This window comes from Rhizobium laguerreae, from assembly GCF_019778565.1.
GTDB classification, from domain to species: Bacteria; Pseudomonadota; Alphaproteobacteria; order Rhizobiales; family Rhizobiaceae; genus Rhizobium; species Rhizobium laguerreae.
In genome coordinates, this window is the sequence record NZ_JAAXQT010000008.1 from 372,136 (window position 1) to 391,454 (window position 19,319).

The following is a 19,319-nucleotide window of genomic DNA, read 5'->3' on the forward strand; positions in this document are numbered from 1 at the left end:
CTGTGGCCTGCAAGGAAAACGGCGCGGCTTGCGCCGCGCCGTCCTCACTCTGCTGCCAACGCCGGCGGATGTCTGTCATCCGCCTCTTCCTGGATGGCGTCGGCATGCTGGCCTGGCTCGTCCTTTTTCTTCGGCTCCCGGCCGAAGAAAAGGGCGTAACCGGCGGGCAGAACCAGAATGGTGAGCACGGTCGCAACCAGGATGCCGCCCATCATGGCGTAGGCGAGCGGACCCCAGAAGACACCGCGCGAGATCGGGATCAGCGCCAGCACGGCGGTCAGCGCCGTCAGCATGATCGGCCGGAAACGCCGCACGGCCGCGCCGACGATCGCCTCCTGCCGGTGCATGCCGGCCTTGATATCCTGGTCGATCTGATCGACCAGGATGATCGAGTTGCGCATGATGATGCCGAGCAGCGCGATGACCCCGAGGATCGCCACGAAGCCGAAGGGCGCGCCGCTGATCAGCAATGCGGCAGCCGCACCGATGATGCCGAGCGGACCGGTGGCGAGCACCAGCATTGCCTTGCCGAAATGCTGCAGCTGCACCATCAGCAGCACGATGATGACGGCGAGCATGATCGGCGCCTTGGCGGCAATCGACATCTGGCTTTCCGCCGCATCCTCGGCGCCGCCCTGGATCTCGACATTGTAGCCGGCAGGCAGGCTGTCGCGCAGGTCCTTCATGTCGGCATACATCTTCATCACCACATCGTTCGCCTGCACATCGTCAGGCAGCGTGGCGCGCACGGTGATCGTCGGCAGGCGGTTGCGCCGCCATTCGATGCCCTGCTCCATGACGGGCACGACCTTGGCGACCTGCGAGACAGGCACGAAGCCGCCGAAATCCGTCGGCACATAGACCGAGTTGACCGCCGACAGCAGCGAGCGGCTGGCATCCGGCTCGCGGGCGACGATCGAGACCGTCTCCTCGCCGTCGCGGAAATCGTCGAGCGCAGCCCCCGACATGGCGGTCTGCAGCATCTGGCGCACGCGCTGCGAGGTGACGCCGAGTGCCCGGGCGCGGTCCTGGTCGATCACCAGCTTCATCCCCGGCACCTCTTCCAGCCAGTCGTCATGGATGGCGCCGAGCATCGGATTGGCCTGGAAGCGCGCCTTTACCTGATCGGCGATCTCCCTGACTTCCTGGCGGTCGGGCCCCATGACGCGCATCTGCACCGGCCAGCCGGTCGGCGGACCGAGGAAGAGGCGGTCGACCTTGCCGCGAATATCGGGGAAGTCTTCCGCAAGGATCGTCCGCAGCCTGACGATCAGCCGCTCGCGTGCCGGTTCGTCATTGGCCATGACGAGCAGCTGAGCGAAGTTCGGATTGCGCAGCTGCTGGTCGAGCGGCAGGAAGAAACGCGGCGCGCCTTCGCCGATATAGGTGGCGATGAACCGCTTGTCGGGATCATCCATCATCTTGGCTTCCAGCGCCTTTGCCTGCACCTCGACTTCCTTGATGCTGGTGCCCTCGGGCAGCCAGAGATCGACGAGAATTTCCGGCCGCGAAGATTGCGGGAAGAAATTCTGCGGAATGAACTGGAAGGCCCAGAGGCTGGTGACGAAGGTGCCAAGCGTCAGCAGCAGCACGATGACGCGGTGGCGCACCGCCCAGCCGACCGTGCTGCGCAGCCGACGGTAGAAGCCGGTGTCGAAGGCGTCGTGATGCTCGCCAGCGTGATGGCGCTGCTTGAGGATCATATAGCCGAGCCACGGCGTGAAGTAGACCGCGACGAACCACGAGGTGACGAGCGCGATGCCGACGACGTAGAACAGAGACCGCACATATTCGCCGGCCGTCGAGGCGGCGAAGCCGACGGGAATGAAGCCGGCCGTGGTGATCAGCGTGCCGGTCAGCATCGGGAAGGCGGTCGAGGAATAGGCAAAGCTTGCCGCCTCGATCTTGACGAGCCCCTCCTCCAGCTTTCGCTCCATCATCTCGACGACGATCATCGCATCGTCGACAAGCAGGCCGAGCGCGATGATCAGCGCGCCGAGCGAGATGCGCTGCAGGTCGATGCCGAGTTCGTACATCAGCGCAAAAGTGGCTGCGAGCACCAGTGGAATGGCGATGGCGATGACGAGACCCGATCGCCAGCCGATCGACACGAACGAGACGACCAGCACGATGATGAGAGCTTCGCCGAGCGCATGCATGAATTCGCTGACCGCATCCGTCACCACGTCGGGCTGGTTGGCGATCTGATCGACGGCGACGCCGTAGGGCAGCGCCTCTTCGAAACGCTGATAGGTCGCCTCTACGCCCTTGCCGACATCGGTCACATTGAAGCCCTTGGCCATCACGACGCCGACCTGAACGCTGTCGTGGCCGTTGAAACGGTACTTGCGCTGGTAGGGATCTTCGAGACCGGGACTGACGGTGGCGATATCGCCGAGGCGCGTCACCTGGCCGCCGGCGCGAAGGCGCAGCTCGCGGATATCGGCCGCCTTCTTCACGTCGCCTTCGACCGAGATGCGCACCGAGCGCAGGCCGGTATCGACCGAGCCGGCCGGATCGACATTGTTTTGGCCCTTGATGGCGTTCTGCAGATCGAGGATCGTCAGGCCGCGCTCGGCGAGCGCCTTGGATGAGACGTCGATATAGATCTTCTCAGGCTGGTCGCCGATGATGACGGCTTTCTCGACGCCCGGCGTCGTCAGCAGCATGTCGCGCGCCTGGATCGCGAATTTCTTCAGTTCCGGATAGGAATAACCGTCGCCGCTGATCGAATGCAGTGTGATGAAGGTGTCGCCGAACTCGTCGTTGAAATAGGGGCCGAGCAGGCCCTGCGGCAGCTCGCTGGATATGTCGCCGACCTTCTTGCGTACCTGGTAGAAGGCATCCGCCACTTCTTCCGAATTCGTGTCGCCCTTGACCTGCAGGGTGATGATCGCGCTGCCTGCACGCGTATAGGACTTGACCCAGTCGATATGCGGTGTTTCCTGCAGCTTGCGCTCGATCTTGTTGACGACCTGATCTTCCATTTCCTGAATGGAAGCGCCCGGCCAGATCGCCTGAACGACCATGACGCGGAAGGTGAATTCGGGGTCCTCGCGCTGGCCCATGCGCATCAGGCCGAGCACGCCGGTGATGATGATCAGTCCGAAGAGGAAGCGGGCGATGCTCGGATGTCCGATCGCCCAGCGCGACAGATTGAAGGGCCGCTTTTCGGTGGTGGCTTCCATGGTCCTGTTCTCTCTTTATCGCGCGTTCAGCGGACGGTCTGGTCCGTGGCAGCCAGGGCCGACTGCTGGTCCGGCACCTTCACCTTCAGGTTTTCGCTCATGAACTGCGTGCCGGCTGAAACGACGAGATCGCCGGTATCGAGACCCTCAGTCACATGCACGCCGTCGCCGGTGAAATCGGCGACCTTGATGTCGCGGCCATGCACGGTCGCCGTGTCGCGGTCGACGGTCCAGACCATCTGCTTGCCGTCCTTTTCAGCCAGTGCGCTGAGCGGGATCGAGACATAGCTGTTGCTATTGCTGACGTCGGCCTCGATCGTCGCCGTCATGCCGAGCAAGACGCGCGGATCGTTCGGCAGGCTCACGCGGACCGCAAAGGTACGCGACTGCTGGTCGGCGCTTCCGGAAACCTCCCGCACCTTGCCGTCGAGCACCAGCCTGTCGTCGGCCCAGAAGCTTGCCTTGACTGTTTTGCCCGGCTTGAATTCGGCAATGTCGTTTTCCGGAACGGCGATCTGCACTTCCTTTTCGCCGTCGACGGCAACGGCGACGACGGGAGTGCCCGACGCAACGACCTGGCCGACATCGGCATTGATCGTCGTGACAATCCCGTTGTGGTCGGCCTTCAGCTCCGCATAACTCACCTGGTTCTTCGCCTGATCGAGCGCCGAGACGGCGGCATCGCGGCTTGAAACGGCCTGATCGTAACTGAGCGACGCTTGCTCCAGCTGGGATTTCGGCGAAACATTCTTGTCGAACAGCTGCTGATTGCGCTTGTTCACGAGATCGGCGGTTTCCACGCCTTTTTCAGCGGCTGCGAGATTGGCTTCCGCCGTCTTGACCGCCAACTGGTAATCGGTGGAGTCCATCCGAGCGAGCACGTCGCCCGGCTTCACCTTGTCGCCGATATCGACGAGGCGTTCGGTGATCTTGCCGGCGACGCGAAATCCGAGGTTCATCTCCGTGCGCGCCTTGACCGAGCCCGAATAGTCGAGCTTGCGGGTGTCGCCGGCCTTGGCGATCTCGACGACCTTCACCGGCCGGATGACTTGCTTGACCTCAGCCTTCTCTTCCGAGCAGGCGGAAACGCCGATGCCGATGGCGCCGACGAGTATGAGACTGGCGACGGACGGCATGCGATGGCTGAGGGTCTTGAGCGAAAACATCTTCCGCACTCCTGGATTGTTTCGGGATTCGACGGCGGCTGCCGCCCATTATTTCTTCAGCGCCCTGATCACATAATTGATCAGTTCGTCGACGCTCGCGCGGTTGGTTTTGGCAAGACATTGCGCCACCATCTGCGGATGGCAGAGATTGATCGTCGCCGCGCCGAAGCAGCGCGAGGCAACGACCGGGTCCTGCTCGGCAAATTCCCCGGCTGCAATGCCTTCGGCGATGATTTCGGCGATCAGGTCATGAACACGATCGATGTGTTTTTCGATGACATGCCAGTCGCGCTCGATGGCGACCACGATCATCTCGTGCACCTTCATCTCGTCAAGCATCAGATCAAGCGTCAACTGATGCTGGGTCTCGACATAGCGGCGCAGCCGCTCGCTGGCGCTGATCGGCTGATGACGGATGTCGTAGGCGATTTGATAGGCAGTCGCGAGCATACGCCCGCAGAGCGCCTGGTGGATTTCCACCTTGGAGGCGAAGAAACGATAGATATTGGCCGGCGACATGCCGAGATCGCGGGCAATATCGGCCACCGTCGTCTTGCTGTAGCCATAGTGCCGAAACAGCCGCTCGGCCGCATCAAGAATGCGCGTGACATTCTCCTGCCGCGCAATGTCCAGCGTATTTTCCGCGATGTCGTTCATAAGCTTCGGGACCTGAATTACGACTGACGATTTTCGAATTTCGTCAGTCGTAAAATATCAGGCGTTATTTGTCAACTGTCGCGCAACATAAGGCTTTGCGAAACGAGGGCAGTCCGGCGGAAGCAACAACTCGAGCTGGAATAAGGGGCGCCGACAATGGGTGCACCAAATACAAAGCGCCGCGGCGACAAGCGCGCGGCACTTCGTTGATGGAGTGACGAGTCAGACGACCTTGACGTCGAGTGTGATCGGAACGGATGCGAGAGCCTTGGAAACCGGGCAGCCGGCTTTCGCCTTGTTGGCAAGTTCGGTGAAGGTCGCTTCATCGGCACCGGGAATACGGCCGGAGAGTGAGAGATGGATGGCGGTGATGGCGAAGCCGCCCTCGACGCTTTCGAGCGTCACCTTGGCGGAGGTTTCCATATGCTCGGCGGTAAAGCCGGCTTCCCCGAGGATCAACGACAGCGCCATCGTGAAGCAGCCGGCATGGGCGGCACCTATCAGCTCTTCCGGGTTGGTGCCGGGGATGCCTTCGAAGCGGCTTGCAAAGCCGTAGGGATAGTCCTTCAGGGCGCCGCTCTGCGTCGAGATCAGGCCTTTGCCGTCCTTGAGGCCACCGGTCCAATGGGCCGAAGCCGTGCGATTGATCTGCATGCCGTCCTCCTGTTTTCGATTGTGCTTTCAGAGCATGATGCCGAAAAGTGTGCGCGGTTTTCGGACAACATCATGCTCCAACTGTTTCCAGAAAGCGGCAGGGCGCCGCTCTGTGCCTGCGGGAGATCAGATAGCCTTCCCGATGGGCAATATAATGCTCTATGCCGAGAAGACGACAGGCATGTAAAAATTGCCGGGGTCGAAGCCCGTTCAAACGGGATGCTGCAGGACGCTGAGGCCGCCGTCGATTGTCAGGCAGGTGGCATTGATGAACGGGCACTCGTCGGAAATCATGAAAACGGCCGCCATGGCGATCTCCTCCGGTGTCGCGATGCGCCCGCCGGGATGCAGTTTCATCGTCTCGGCCTTTGCCGCCTTCGGATCAGGGAAGCCGTTCCAGTAATCGATCACCTTCTGCGTCGAGACGTAGCCCGGCGCCAGCGCATTCACGCGGATATTGCGGGCGGCATATTCGAGCCCCAAGGATTTCGTCATTCCGAGCAGGGCGTGTTTGGCCAGCGGATAGGGAAATGTATGCGGGATGATGGTGAAAGCGTGCGTCGAGGCGATGTTGAGGATGACGCCGCCGCCCTGTTCGATCAGGCCCGGCAGCACCGCCTTGCAGCAGTTCCATGCGCCCTTGAGATTGATGTCGAAGCAGCGGTTCCATTCCTCGTCCGTCGTCTCGAGCGGTTCGGCGAAGACATTGACCCCGGCATTGTTGACGAGCGCGTTCAGCTGTCCGATTTCTTCATTCGCCTGGGCGACCAATGTGGTGATCGTGCCGGTATCGGTAATATCGGCCGGCAGATAACCAAGCCGGCCGCCACCGCTCTGAAGCTCTTTTGCCGCCTGCGCCAGCAGCGCCGCATCGCGATCGACGAGAAAGACGGCGGCATCCTCCCGCAGGAAAGCCTTCGCGATCGCAAGGCCGATACCCTGCGCAGCACCTGTTATCAGGATGTTCTTGCCTTGCAGACGGCCGCCCATCTATCCCTCCTCCGACCGAACCGGCAGCGCCGACATCAGGATCGTCACCGTGCCGGCAAGATCCTCCCCCGGCGCAAGTGGCGCGAGCCCACCGAAATCAGGAAGGTGATGGCCGTTCGGCAGGTGGCTCATCGGCTCGAGGCAGAAGAAGTCGCTCCGGTTGACCGGCATATACAGCATGAAGCGATCGAGCGCACCACCGGCTTCCAGCGCCGTCTGAATTCCAAGTTCCGGCCAGGCGATCGCAGCTCGCCCATTCCAACCCTCGAAGGCATTGTTCATCCATCTCTGCGGCAAAAGCTTTTCGGATCTGAAATCGAAATAACCCGGCACAGGGCCAGGCATCTCCGGCAGGTGGTCCGGCCGCTCGCTCCAATAGCGATCGGCCGCAATCGTCAGCCGCGTCTTTGGCGTGCGCGCAAAGAAGGGATGTTGACCGAGCCCGAAAGGAAGGGCGGCTTCGCCGCGGTTTTCCACGGAAAGTGTCAGCACCAGCGCATCGCCGGCGAGACGGATCTCCTGCCGGGTGAGATAGGCATAAGGTGAAACCCTGTCGGCGCTGCGGGAAAAGCAGAATTGCGCATGCTCCGGGCTGGAGTCTTCAAGCTGCCAGAGGCTGAGCCAGCCGTCGCCGTGCCGATAGAGCGGATCGGAAGTATTCGGCCGGAAGGCATAGTCGCGTCCGGCAAAGGACATGGTATTGCCTTCCACGCGGTTGCCAAACGGCACCATCGCGAAATTCGCCATCGCTCCATCCGGCCCGCCAGCCGCCACGAGAAAGGGCACGCCTCGATAGGTCGCGGCGGTGACGGCCGCACCCCGACGGCTGACCCGAACGGCAAGATCGCCGTGCCTCAGTTCGATGTCATCGCCGGTTTGTCCCTGGTTCATCCGCGCCGTCCCGCAGCCGAAGACCTCAAATTGTCGAGCAACACTGCGATCAACAGGATCAGCCCGCGGACCACATACTGATAGAACGCCTGGATATTCAAGAGGTTCATGACGTTTTCGGCAATGCCCATGATCAGCACGCCGACAATGACGCCGCTCATTGCCGCCCGGCCGCCGGCCAGCGAAACGCCGCCGAGGACGCAGGCAGAAATCACCGAAAGCTCAAGCCCTGTCGCCGCATTCGGCTGGCCGGAGGTGATGCGCGAGGCAAGCAGGATGCCGGCAATGCCGCAGACAAGCCCCTGCAGCGCAAAGATCCAGACCCGCATGTTGACGACATTGACGCCGGCAAGCCGCGAGGCCTCGGGATTGCCGCCGATTGCCAGGGTGTTCTTGCCGAAGACGGTGCGGTTGAGCACGAAACCAAAGAGTATGAAAAGGATCAGCATGATCCAGATGGGCGTCGGCACAGTCAGAAATCGCGACAGGGCAAGCTGGTAGAAATCGGGATCATTGATGCCGACGGCGCGGCCATCGGACGCGATCAGCGCCAGCCCGCGCACAATCTGCATGGTCGCAAGCGTGGTAATCAGCGCATTGATGCGGAACCGCGCAATGACGATACCATTGACGAAACCGACGACGGCGCCGCACAGCAGGGCGGCGAGCAGCCCGACGGGAATGGAGCCTGTCGCATTCGAGACCATCACCGCGATCATGCCGGAGAAGGCGACGATCGATCCAACCGAAAGATCGAAATCGCGCGAGGCCAGGCAGAACATCATCGTGCAGGCGACGATGCCGATCGTGACGACCGACTGTAGCAGCCCCAGCATGTTTCGCTCGGTCAGGAAGTTCGGAACGAAGAGCGAGACGATCACGAAGGCGGCAGCAAAGATCACCACCAGCCCCTGTTCGCCAAGAAGAATTTTTTTCAACGAATTCATCGTCCGTATTCCTGGTCCTAAAGGGTGCCTGCGGCGTTCTTGTCGGGAAGTGCTGCCGTCAGGATGTTGCGCTCGTCGAAATCCTGGCGGGCGACATTGGCCGCCACCCTGCCCTGGCACATCACCATGATGCGATCGGAGATGCCCATGACTTCGGGCAACTCGCTTGATATCACCACGATCGCCATGCCGCCGGCCGCAAGCTCGTAGAGGATTTCATAGATTTCCGATTTCGCTCCGACGTCGATGCCCCGCGTCGGCTCGTCGATGACGAGGACCTTGATCCCCTGCTCGGACAGCCAGCGGCCGAGAATGACCTTCTGCTGGTTGCCGCCCGAAAGGTTGATGATGTCCTGCTTGCGCGACGGCGTCCGCACCCGAAGCTTGGCGATGAACCGATCTGCCAGCGCCGCCTCTCGTCTCGGGCTCAGAATGCCGAAAGGCGAAAAATGCCGGCGCGATGAGATCGCGATATTCTCCTCGATTGATCGCCCTTGGATGATGCCGTCGAACTTGCGGTCCTCGGGGCAGAGCACCATTCCGGCATTGATCGCCGCCTTCGGATTATTCGGCGAAACGGCAACGCCATCGATCGTCACCTGGCCCTGATGCCTGGCATCGGCTCCGTAAAGCAGCCGCGCCATCTCGCTGCGGCCGGCGCCGATCAGGCCGAAGAAGCCGAGGATTTCGCCCTGGCGGACCGAAAAGCTGATCGGATGGCGCAGCCTCGGCCCCGACAGGCCCTTGACCTCCAGCCGGACGTCGCCGAGCGGACGTTCGCGCCATCCCCAGACATTGCTGATCTCGCGTCCGACCATTTCCGAAATGATCTGTTCGCGCGTGGTTTCGGCGATCTGAGGATGGTGGGCGGCGAGCTTGCCGTCGCGTAGCACGGTCAGGCTGTCGCAAAGACGGAAGATCTCGTCGAGACGATGCGAGACGTAGAGAATGACCGTTCCCTGCGCCTTCAGCCTGTCGATGAGCGAAAACAGGATTTCGCTTTCGCGCGAGGAAAGCGAGGAGGTCGGCTCGTCGAGCGCAATCACCCGTGCATCGAGCATGACGGCCTTGGCGATCTCGACCATCTGCCGCGCACCGATCGAAAGCGAGGCGACCTTGGCCGACGGATCGACATCGATGCCGATCTCTTCGAGCTTCGACCGCACCGTCTCGATCAGCGCCTTCGAATGGATGACGCCGCCCTTGGCCGGAAAGCGTCCGAGCCAGAGATTTTCGGCGACGGTCAACTCCGGAACGAGCTGCAGTTCCTGATGGATGACGATGACGCCGGCATGGAAGGCGTCGCGGACGGACGCGTATTTCTGCTCCTCGCCGTCGACGAGGATGTTGCCGGCATCGGCGGCCTGATCGCCTGACAGTACCCGGATCAGCGTCGATTTACCCGCGCCGTTTTCGCCCATCAGGCCGTGGACGGCGCCCTTCTCGACCGTGAAGGAAACATTCGCCAGCGCCTGCACGCCGGGATAACCCTTGGAGATATTGCTGAATTCGAGGAAAGCCATCATCGCTCCGTCGAGAAAGACCCGACGGCACGCTGAGCGGCCGCCGGACGATATCATCTTGGAAGGACGATCACTCGATGCCAAGATCCTTGCGGACCTTTTCGTAATCGTCGCGCAGTGCCAGGGAACCGGAGGTCAGCGTCAGCTTTGCCGGCTCCTTGTCGTTGGCAATCCAGTCGTACATGTTGAGCGCCGTCTCGTAGCCATGACGCTTCGGCGAGATGATGACGGTGCCGAAGAAGCCCGTCGGCGCCGGCTTCTTGAACTCGTTGATTGCCGACTCCGCGCCGCCAATGCCGACGCCGATGACGTTGGCCGCCGGAATGCCGACCGATTCGGAAGCACGGACGGCGCCGAGGACGGCTTCGTCGTTGAGGCCGAAGGCGACCCAGTATTTCACGTCGGCATGCTTGTTGAGAACGGTGGTCGCCGCGTTGAGCGCCGCTTCCGTATCCGTCTTCGCCTGTGGCGCATCATAGATGTTTTCGACCGGGAAGCCGGCGGACTTCAGCACCGACATCGCGCCTTCGACGCGGTCGACGGCCGTCGGCAGCTGGTCATAGGAGACCCGCACGGCGCCGACATTCTTCATGTCCCACCCGCGCTTTTTGATTTCGTCGACGATCGCCTGGCCGACGGTCTCGCCGATCTTGGTGGCTGAAATGCCCATATGTGGCACGTCTTCCAGCGGCTTGCCGTCGGCGCTGACGAGGCGGTCGTCGACCGTCATCAGCTTCAGCTGGTTGGCTTCGGCCTTGGCGACGATGCCGGGGCCGAGCTTGACGTCGGGCGTGCAGATGATGAAGCCCTGCGCACCCTGGGCGCCGAGATTATCGATCGCCGACTGGACCTTCTCGCCGTCTTCGGCGCCGATCTTAACGACGGTGAAGCCTTTTTCCTTGGCGGCTTGGTCGGCGAATTTCCATTCGTCCTGGAACCAAGGCTCCTCGGGCTGCTTGACGATGAACCCTATCTTGACGTCCGCGGAAAATGCCGAGCCGGCTGCCAGAATGGCGAAAGTGCCAGCCAAAATGGCTGCTTTGAACAAGCGCATGTCTCTCTCCCTAACTCTCAAAAACCGAGCCGCTGCCTCCCAGGCAACGTCCACTGAATTATGACAAATCATCATACCAGTCAATTGCCAATGTATGATGATTGGAATAATAGGATTATTGACGGAGTGCCGGGAGGAAGCGTCGCAAAGCGGATCGAATTCGGATAATCAGGTTTGGTTGCCTAGCACGCGAGACAGAGCGGAGAGGTGAGTTGGAAACAATCGAGCGACAGAGCGGGGCCGAAAGCCGCCGCATCGAGCGCCGCCCGCGCGTACGCCGGAACGTCACGGCGGCGATCGCTCAGGATATCTGTGCGGACCGCTATCCCGCGAGCTCGCCGCTGCCCCGCGAGAACGATCTCTGCGAGCTCTACGGCGTCAGCCGCACCGTCATTCGCGAATCGCTGAAAGTGCTGGAATCCAAAGGCCTTGTCCGCGGCAAGCCGCGCATCGGAACCACCGTCTGCGACAAGGACGACTGGAATATCCTGGACGCCGACGTGCTTGAATGGATGGGTCCCTATATCAAGGATTTCGACCTGCTCGGCTGCATTCTCGAAGCCCGCCGCACCATCGAGCCGGCAGCCGCCGAATATGCCGCCGAGCGCGCCAGCGCCCAGGAGATCGCCGATCTCGACAATGCCTGGCGGCAGATGCGCGACAGCGCCCGCGACCCGGAAAGCTTCACCGATGCCGATGTCATGTTCCACACGGTGCTGCTCACCGCCAGCCACAACCAGGTCTTCCGCCGCCTGTCGAGCGCCATTCACGCGGCGCTGAAATATGCCTTGCATGCCTCCAATATCGGCGTCGAGAATCGCGAGGATGCGGTGCTCGTTCACGGCCAGCTGGTCGAGGCCCTGCGCATGCGCGACAAGGCGGGCGCCCGCGAATGCGCCAACCGCATGCTTGATCTTGCGGTGCGCGATCTTGCCGCCGCCGAAAAAGCGATCGGCAGAACGAAATGAACTATCACGACAAATCTGCGGACGCGCCGCCGATCGCAAACCCGGGAAGAGACTGAAAGAGCAGCGATGAAGATCACCAAACTCACCACCTATATCGTTCCCCCGCGCTGGCTGTTTTTGAAGGTCGAGACCGACGAGGGCATTATCGGCTGGGGCGAACCGGTCGTCGAAGGCCGTGCGCTCACCGTTCAGGCCGCCGTCCATGAGCTGGAAGACTACCTGATCGGCAAGGATCCTTTCCTGATCGAAGACCACTGGACCGTGATGTATCGTGGCGGCTTCTATCGCGGCGGCGCCGTCCACATGAGCGCGATCTCGGGCATCGACCAGGCGCTGTGGGATATCAAGGGCAAAGCGCTCGGCCAGCCGATCCATTCTCTGCTCGGCGGCCAGCTCCGTGATCGCATCAAGGTCTATTCCTGGATCGGCGGCGATCGGCCCGCGGATGTCGCCAACAATGCCAAGGAAGTGGTTGCCCGCGGCTTCAAGGCGATCAAGCTCAATGGCTGCGAGGAAATGCAGATCGTTGACACCAATGAGAAGGTGGAAAAGGCGGTCGAGACCATCGCCATCATCCGCGAGGCGATCGGCCCACATATTGGCATCGGCGTCGATTTCCACGGCCGCGTGCACAAGCCGATGGCCAAGGTTCTCGCCAAGGAGCTCGATCCCTACAAGCTGATGTTCATCGAAGAGCCGGTGCTGTCCGAAAACAAGGAAGCGCTACGCGATATCGTCAATCATACCTCGACGCCGATTGCGCTCGGTGAACGCCTCTTTTCGCGCTGGGACTTCAAGCAGGTCCTTTCGGACGGCTACGTCGACATCATCCAGCCGGATCTCTCCCATGCCGGCGGCATCACGGAATGCCGCAAGATCGCGGCGATGGCCGAAGCCTATGACGTGGCGCTGGCACCGCATTGCCCGCTGGGTCCGATCGCGCTTGCCGCCTGCCTGCAGGTCGATGCCGTCAGCTACAACGCCTTCATCCAGGAACAGAGCCTCGGCATCCATTACAACAAGGGCAACGACATCCTCGACTACATCTCCAACAAGGAGGTGTTCCAATATGCCGATGGTTTCGTCTCGATCCCGCAGGGTCCAGGGCTCGGCATTGAGGTGGACGAGGCCTATGTCATCGAGCGCGCCAAAGAGGGCCACCGCTGGCGCAACCCGATCTGGCGGCATGCCGACGGCAGCTTCGCCGAATGGTGAGAGCGCATAACCCCGAAAATCGAAGCCGATTTTTCGGAAAGGATTGTGCGCAATTCAAAGTGATAGGGCCGCGCAAGCGGCCCTTTTCATTCACCGTGTAGGATATCGGGGGTCTCGTCCGTCATAGTGGAACTCAAGAGGAGATTTCAGGATGGCCAAAGCAATCGCGATCATCGTCGCCCGCATCATCTTCAGCTTCGTCTTCTTCATGGCCGCCGGCTTCAAGTTCGCCGATATCGGCGCAACAGCGGGCTATATCACCGCTGCCGGCTTTCCGATGGCGACATTCCTTACCTGGATCGCCGCCTTCTTCGAGATCGCGCTGGCGCTCGCTTTCATATCAGGGGCCTTCTTCACCGAGGCCAGCCTGCTCGCAGCCGTCTATGTGATCTTCCTCGCTTTTGCCTTCCACGGTCCGTCCCATTGGCAGCAGAACCAGGCCGAGTTCGGCTTCTTCGTCGATCACTTTACCTTCCTCGCCGGTCTGCTCTTTGCCGCCGTCCACGGGCCGGAGAGATGGGCGTTGCAACACCGCCTGCTCAGGAGGCTCTAACGATCCGCTCTCCTTTCGGAACCAACAGCCCGTTTCGAACATTGGCTTAGCGGCAAAACGGCAAGGAGAGCCTGCCCATGGAGCTGAAGGGAAAGATCGCACTGGTAACAGGCGCAGGTTCCGGCATCGGCAAAGCGGCCGCGTTGCGCCTCGCCGCCGAAGGTGCAAAGGTCGCAGCATTGAGCCGCACCGCCGACGAGGTCGAAACGACCTGCGCCGAAATCAAGGCCGCCGGCGGCCAGTCGATCGCGTTGACCGCAGATACCAGCGACGAAGCTCAAATGCGGAACGCGGTCGCGCAACTGACCGACACCTTCGGCGGCCTCGACATCGTTGTCGCCAATGCTGGGATCAACGGCGTCTGGGCGCCGATCGACGATCTGAAACCGGAAGAATGGGACAAGACCATCGCCGTCAATCTGCGCGGCACCTACCTGACCCTGCATCTCACTGTTCCGCATTTGAAGCGTCGCGGCGGTTCGATCGTCGTCGTCTCGTCGATCAACGGCACCCGTACCTTCACCACGCCGGGCGCCACCGCCTATACCGCAACCAAGGCGGGCCAGGTCGCCATGGTCCAGCAGCTCGCCCTTGAACTCGGCCGACACGGCATCCGCGTCAATGCCGTCTGCCCTGGCGAGATCGAGACCAATATCAGCGCCAATACCGACAGCCGCCGCCGCGAGGAGACGGAGGTTCCGGTCATCTGGCCTGAGGGCGATATCCCGATTGCCGGCGGCAAGGCAGGCAAGAGCGAGGATGTCGCCGAAACAATCCTTTTCCTCGCCTCCGACCGCGCACGGCACATCACCGGTACGCCGATCTGGATCGACGGCGGCCAGGGCCTGTTGCGATAGCCCTTGCAGTCAAGAACTCAGCCGTTCAGCTGGGCACTGTCGAGGGTATACAGTTCCTGCGCCCGCTGCACGCCGCGCAACGCATAGCGTCCGACGCAGGCGAGGGCGGTACGCTGCTGCTCCGGAATCGCCGCGGCGAAATCGGAGGAGATCAACAGGTTGAGATCAACGGAACGACACATCGAGGCGATCCGGCTGACCTCGTTGACAGCAGGCCCGATGACGGTGAAGTCCAACCGATCCTGGCTCCCGATATTGCCGTAGAAGACATCACCGATATGCAGGCCGATATAGACGTCGGTCGTCGCCCGGCCGTCAGCCGCACGCGCGGCATTCAGCGTAGTGAGCTTTTCCCGCAGCAGCGATTCGGCGCTCAGCGCCGCACGACAGGTCTCCGCCGGCACCTCGCCCTTGAAGATGGCGAGCACACCGTCGCCGATCAGCTTCAGCACGTTGCCGCCGGACTCGTGGATCGCCGTGATCACCGCCTCGCTATAGTCGTTAAGCAGGGGGATGATCTCCTCCGGCGGCACGCTGTCGGAGATCTTCGTGTAGTTCAGCAGGTCGGAAAACCAGAGTGCCGCGGAAATCCGCTCCGATTTGCCGCGGCTGATCTTGCCTTCCATCACCTGGCGCGCGGCGTCCTCGCCGAGATAGACCTCAGCGATGGTGCGGGCGATACGCCCGAGCGCGATGCATTTGATCGCCAGCCCCAGCACCGGCACCAGCTTGCGCAGGATGGCGAGGTCGTGGTCGGAAAAGCCCTCAGAATGTTTCGTCGCGAAATGCGAGAAGAAACAATCCATCTCGCCGATCGTGCCGGCCTCGGAAAAACGATGCATCATCGCCACGAAATCCGTGTGACCGGCTTCAGCGATCGTATCGAGCATGGAGAAATCGATCGGATCGCCGAAGCCGAGACGCCGGCGTATCTCCCGCTCGTTGCGAGACCAAAGATGAAAGAAAGCCGAACGCTGCCAGTTCGACGCCGCCTCCCCCGAGATCGTCGGACCATATTCGAACTCGGTCTGGATTTCCTCGATGCTGTCCCAGCGGAAGGCGCGGCCCTCATGCACCGGATGCAGCGTATCCATCAGCGCCAGACCGCGGTCGAGCGGCAGGCCGGCATCCCGGCAAGCCGAGCAGAAACCGGTCATGAGTTCGGCCTCCGAAACGCCTTTCAGTCCCTGCTCCGTAATCCAGGCTGCAATCGTGCTGACGTCGCTGTAATCCATGTCGCTCACCTAAACTCGTGCCAAAGCTGTAGCGCGAATTCGACATCGAAGGAAAGCCAATTGGCTCAATCGGCCGCGGGCATATTGTAGGGCGTGACGATTTCGACTGATGAAAGCGAGGGCGTAACCGCGCGCGGCAAGGCAGTCGCCCGGCTGATGATCGCCCGGAAGGCCGAACGCGCATCGGTTCTGAGATCATGATGCAGCACGAAGCCGATCCGACGCGCCGCAAGCAGGGCGCGATTATCTGCATCGAGATCATGGGCGACGAAAACACGGACGGGGCGCTTGGCCGCGTCGAAGGCCGCAAGCACCGCCCGGTTGCCGCCGCCGATCGAATAGACGGCGTTAATGGCAGGATCTGCCGCAAGCGCTACCGCGGCAAGCGTTCCCGTCGCCGCATCGGTGCCGTGGCCCTCGCTGATCTCGGTAATGCCGATATCGGGATAGCGGGCGCGGATGACGCGGCGAAAGCCGATTTCGCGCTCCTCCTCGCCGCGAAACCGGCCGCTCGACAGCGTCACCAGCACCTTGCCACCATCACTGCCGAGGAATTCGCCGATCAGATAGGCGGCGGTCTCTCCCGCCGCCCGGTTGTCGGCGCCGGCATAGGCGATGCGGGCCGAATTCGGCAGGTCGGTCACCAGCGTCACGACAGGAATACCGGCCGCATCCGCCCGCGCGACGGCGGCCGCCACCTCGGCGACGTCAGGCGCCTTGAGCACGATGCCGTGCGTGCCGCGCAGCCGGATGCGATCGAGAAGCTGCACCAGCTCGGCCGGCTTCATCACCTCGGCAAAATGGAACCGGCAGCGGAAAACGCCTGGCAGGAAGGTCGCCATCTCGGCCTCGAAGGCTGCCCGCACCGCATCGCTGAAACGCTGCGGCGTCTCCATGACGATATCGATCGCCAGCATGCGGCCGCTGCCCATCGCCCCGGCCTGCTGCTTCTCAAGCTCCGCGATCGCCGCCTTCACCCGCATCTCGGTCTGCCGGCGCACACCCGGTCTGCCGTTCAGCACCCGGTCGACGGTCGCGGTGCTGAGCCCTGCCTGGAAGGCGATATCCTTGACGAGAAAGAGATGTGCCATATGACCGGCCTGATGGTTTTTTGATGGATTTCTGATCTATAACACCTGGCATCGCGGCGTATAGTGCCTCCATTGGAAAGAGGGAGGAGCCCGCCATGAAAACCGACAACCAGCAGAAACTGCGCGCTGACCGCGTCTGGCTGAGCGAAGACGCCTGCGATCTCGATGAGTTTCGCGCCCTTGCGGAAAAGACGACGGCACTTACCGATTACCCCTCGGCGTCTGCGGTCGAAAAAAACGTGCTGATCTATGACAGCCGCAAGGTGATGACGGCGGCCGCAACGCCAGAAGGCCGACGCGCCGTGCTGGCGGAAATCTGTGACGCCTTCGGCGAGGGTCCTGGTGTCGTCGTGTTCAAGCGCGCTTCCGAAGACACCGGCATCATCGACCGCGCCAGCACGATCTTCGATGCGATCATCGAGGAACAGCACCGCACCTCGACCGGGGGCGGCGATCACTTCGCCAAGCCCGGTGCCAACGACCGTATCTGGAACTCGCTGGAAAAACATTGCCTCGCCGATCCGACAAATTTCGCCGAATATTACGGCAACACCATCGTCGCTCTGGCCAGCGAAGCATGGCTCGGTCCGAGCTACCAGATGACGGCGCAGGTCAACCGCGTCAATCCGGGCGGTTCGGCGCAGTCGGCGCATCGCGACTACCATCTCGGCTTTCAGTCCTCAAAGGTAATCGAGCAGTTCCCGGCACATGTACATCGGCTCTCGCCGGTACTGACATTGCAGGGTGCGGTTGCCCATTGCGATATGCCGCTCGAAAGTGGCCCGACGCTCTTCCTGCCGTACAGCCAGACCTATGTACCGGGCTATCTCGCGCTGAAGCGGCAGGAGTTCCGGGACTATTTCGAGACCAACCATGTCCAGCTGCCACTCGAAAAGGGTGACGTCGTCTTCTTCAATCCCGCCCTCTTCCACGCCGCCGGCACCAACCGCTCGGCCGACATCAAACGTGTCGCCAACCTCCTGCAGGTCTCCTCCGCCTTCGGCCGGGCAATGGAAACCGTCAATCGCGAGAGGATGACCGCCAGGCTGTTTCCCGCCTTGAAGGCCTTGCAGGGCAGGCTCTCGCCTGACGAAATCGCCAACGCCGTCGCCGCCTGTGCCGAGGGCTACTCCTTCCCGACCAACCTCGACCGCGACCCGCCGCTCGGCGGACTGGCGCCGAAGACACAGGCGCAGCTGATGCATGAGGCGCTGAAGGAAGGCTGGAGCGATGCAGCCTTTACGGCAGCACTTGCCGAGCAGGCGGGCAAGAAGTTGAGCTAACTTGGAGGCTGGAGCCCCCTCATCCGCCCTACGGGCACCTTCTCCCCGAGGGGAGAAGGGAAATCGAGACGTTGCTGCGAATCTCTTCTCCCCAGCGGGGAGAAGGTGCCGGCAGGCGGATGAGGGGGCATCCGCACTGACATAAAAAACTTCCGCACCCGCGGGAGGCCATTCGTATGTCATCGCAAATGGAGGAACCACATGAGCACAGACCACGGCCGCCTCGACGGCAAGATCGCCATCGTCACCGGCGGCACGCAAGGGTTGGGCGCGACCATTGCCCGCCTCTTCGCCGAACGCGGCGCGGAAGGCATCATCATCTGCGGCCGCAATGAAACCAAGGGCAATGCGAAGGCGGCGGAGATTTCGGCTGCGACCGGCGCCAGGATCGTCTACGTCAAGGCCGACCTCGGCAAGGTCGAGGATGCACAGAATGTCGTGCGCGCCTGTGACGAGACCTTCGGCCGCGTCGACGCGCTGGTCAATGCCGCCGCCATCACCGATCGCGGCACCATCCTCGACACCAGCCCGGAGCTCTTCGACGCCATGTTCGCCGTCAATGTTCGCGCGCCGTTTTTCCTGATGCAGGAGGCGGTGAAGGTCATGCGCCGCGAAAAAATCGAGGGTACGGTCGTCAATATTGGCTCGATGTCAGCCAAAGCCGGCCAGCCCTTCATCGCCGCCTATTGCGCCTCCAAGGGCGCGCTGGAAACTTTGACAAAGAACACAGCCTACGCGCTCCTGCGCAACCGCATCCGCGTCAATGGTCTGAACATCGGCTGGATGGCCTCCGAGGGCGAAGACCGGATCCAGCGCGAATATCACGATGCCCCCGCCGACTGGCTGGAGAAGGCGGCGGCAAGCCAGCCCTTCGGCCGCCTCGTCGATCCGCACGAGGTGGCGCGCGCCTGCGCTTACCTATCGTCGTCCGAATCCGGCCTGATGAGCGGCTCGGTCATCTGCTTCGACCAGTCGATCTGGGGCGCTTACGACGGCTCGCCGCATCCAGAGGCCGCCCTTTGAAGAAACCGGAACCCGGCATTTCCA

The 19,319-nt window shown here is 61.9% G+C and carries 17 protein-coding genes and 1 pseudogene; 6 read left to right on the plus strand and 12 right to left on the minus strand.

Going from position 1 to position 19,319, the window contains the following annotated elements:
* Positions 1-44: 44 nt before the first annotated feature.
* The 9 genes from HFO71_RS24770 to HFO71_RS24810 form a co-directional block, all read right to left on the minus strand.
* Positions 45-3,188 carry an efflux RND transporter permease subunit gene (locus tag HFO71_RS24770; protein ID WP_131662190.1) on the minus strand — a complete coding sequence of 1,048 codons (3,144 nt, stop codon included), beginning with the start codon at positions 3,186-3,188 and terminating at the stop codon, positions 45-47.
* Between the two features lie 26 nt (positions 3,189-3,214).
* A complete protein-coding gene (locus HFO71_RS24775) occupies positions 3,215-4,354 on the minus strand; it encodes an efflux RND transporter periplasmic adaptor subunit (protein ID WP_077979415.1) in 1,140 nt (379 codons plus the stop codon).
* Between the two features lie 48 nt (positions 4,355-4,402).
* Entirely contained in the window at positions 4,403-5,011 is a 609-nt protein-coding gene (locus tag HFO71_RS24780; RefSeq protein ID WP_025396116.1) for a TetR/AcrR family transcriptional regulator, read from the minus strand.
* A 222-nt stretch (positions 5,012-5,233) separates the two neighbouring features.
* Positions 5,234-5,665, minus strand: coding sequence for an OsmC family protein (locus HFO71_RS24785; RefSeq protein WP_017962203.1), 432 nt, complete (start codon positions 5,663-5,665; stop codon positions 5,234-5,236).
* A 210-nt stretch (positions 5,666-5,875) separates the two neighbouring features.
* Positions 5,876-6,655 carry an SDR family oxidoreductase gene (locus HFO71_RS24790; protein WP_077979414.1) on the minus strand — a complete coding sequence of 260 codons (780 nt, stop codon included), beginning with the start codon at positions 6,653-6,655 and terminating at the stop codon, positions 5,876-5,878.
* Positions 6,656-7,546: an aldose 1-epimerase gene (locus HFO71_RS24795; RefSeq protein WP_131662191.1), complete on the minus strand. Its 891-nt coding sequence runs from the start codon at positions 7,544-7,546 to the stop codon at positions 6,656-6,658.
* Entirely contained in the window at positions 7,543-8,493 is a 951-nt protein-coding gene (araH, locus tag HFO71_RS24800; protein WP_077979412.1) for an L-arabinose ABC transporter permease AraH, read from the minus strand. Before araH ends, HFO71_RS24795 begins: the two co-directional genes overlap by 4 nt.
* A gap of 17 nt (positions 8,494-8,510) precedes the next feature.
* A complete protein-coding gene (gene araG, locus HFO71_RS24805; RefSeq protein WP_221968298.1) occupies positions 8,511-10,016 on the minus strand; it encodes an L-arabinose ABC transporter ATP-binding protein AraG in 1,506 nt (501 codons plus the stop codon).
* Positions 10,017-10,086: 70 nt separating this feature from the next.
* Positions 10,087-11,070 (minus strand): arabinose ABC transporter substrate-binding protein, encoded by a 984-nt coding sequence (locus tag HFO71_RS24810; RefSeq protein ID WP_077979410.1) that lies wholly within the window; start codon positions 11,068-11,070, stop codon positions 10,087-10,089.
* Positions 11,071-11,282: 212 nt separating this feature from the next.
* Here HFO71_RS24810 and HFO71_RS24815 point away from each other — a divergent pair, with 212 nt between their 5' ends.
* From HFO71_RS24815 to HFO71_RS24830, 4 genes are all read left to right on the plus strand, one after another.
* Complete coding sequence (locus HFO71_RS24815) at positions 11,283-12,038, plus strand: FadR/GntR family transcriptional regulator (RefSeq protein ID WP_077979409.1); 756 nt, start codon at positions 11,283-11,285, stop codon at positions 12,036-12,038.
* Positions 12,039-12,104: 66 nt separating this feature from the next.
* Positions 12,105-13,253, plus strand: a complete 1,149-nt coding sequence (dgoD, locus tag HFO71_RS24820) for a galactonate dehydratase (protein ID WP_077979408.1) — start codon at positions 12,105-12,107, stop codon at positions 13,251-13,253.
* 151 nt (positions 13,254-13,404) lie between these two features.
* Complete coding sequence (locus tag HFO71_RS24825; protein ID WP_077979407.1) at positions 13,405-13,806, plus strand: DoxX family protein; 402 nt, start codon at positions 13,405-13,407, stop codon at positions 13,804-13,806.
* Between the two features lie 77 nt (positions 13,807-13,883).
* Positions 13,884-14,663 (plus strand): SDR family oxidoreductase, encoded by a 780-nt coding sequence (locus tag HFO71_RS24830; protein ID WP_077979406.1) that lies wholly within the window; start codon positions 13,884-13,886, stop codon positions 14,661-14,663.
* Between the two features lie 17 nt (positions 14,664-14,680).
* Here the strand turns inward: HFO71_RS24830 and HFO71_RS24835 are convergent, their stop codons facing one another.
* Positions 14,681-15,898 carry an adenylate/guanylate cyclase domain-containing protein gene (locus HFO71_RS24835; RefSeq protein ID WP_077979405.1) on the minus strand — a complete coding sequence of 406 codons (1,218 nt, stop codon included), beginning with the start codon at positions 15,896-15,898 and terminating at the stop codon, positions 14,681-14,683.
* 65 nt (positions 15,899-15,963) lie between these two features.
* Positions 15,964-16,989 carry a LacI family DNA-binding transcriptional regulator gene (locus tag HFO71_RS24840; RefSeq protein ID WP_077979404.1) on the minus strand — a complete coding sequence of 342 codons (1,026 nt, stop codon included), beginning with the start codon at positions 16,987-16,989 and terminating at the stop codon, positions 15,964-15,966.
* A 95-nt stretch (positions 16,990-17,084) separates the two neighbouring features.
* Here HFO71_RS24840 and HFO71_RS24845 point away from each other — a divergent pair, with 95 nt between their 5' ends.
* Positions 17,085-18,272 carry a phytanoyl-CoA dioxygenase family protein gene (locus HFO71_RS24845; RefSeq protein ID WP_077979403.1) on the plus strand — a complete coding sequence of 396 codons (1,188 nt, stop codon included), beginning with the start codon at positions 17,085-17,087 and terminating at the stop codon, positions 18,270-18,272.
* 3 nt (positions 18,273-18,275) lie between these two features.
* Here HFO71_RS24845 and HFO71_RS35920 read toward each other — a convergent pair.
* Positions 18,276-18,455 (minus strand): annotated as a pseudogene (locus HFO71_RS35920) (hypothetical protein); the annotation flags it as partial.
* Between the two features lie 18 nt (positions 18,456-18,473).
* On the opposite strand from HFO71_RS35920, the gene HFO71_RS24850 reads away from it, so the two are divergent.
* On the plus strand, positions 18,474-19,295 hold the full coding sequence (locus HFO71_RS24850) for an SDR family oxidoreductase (RefSeq protein ID WP_025396129.1): 822 nt from the start codon (positions 18,474-18,476) through the stop codon (positions 19,293-19,295).
* The last annotated feature ends 24 nt before the right edge of the window (positions 19,296-19,319 follow it).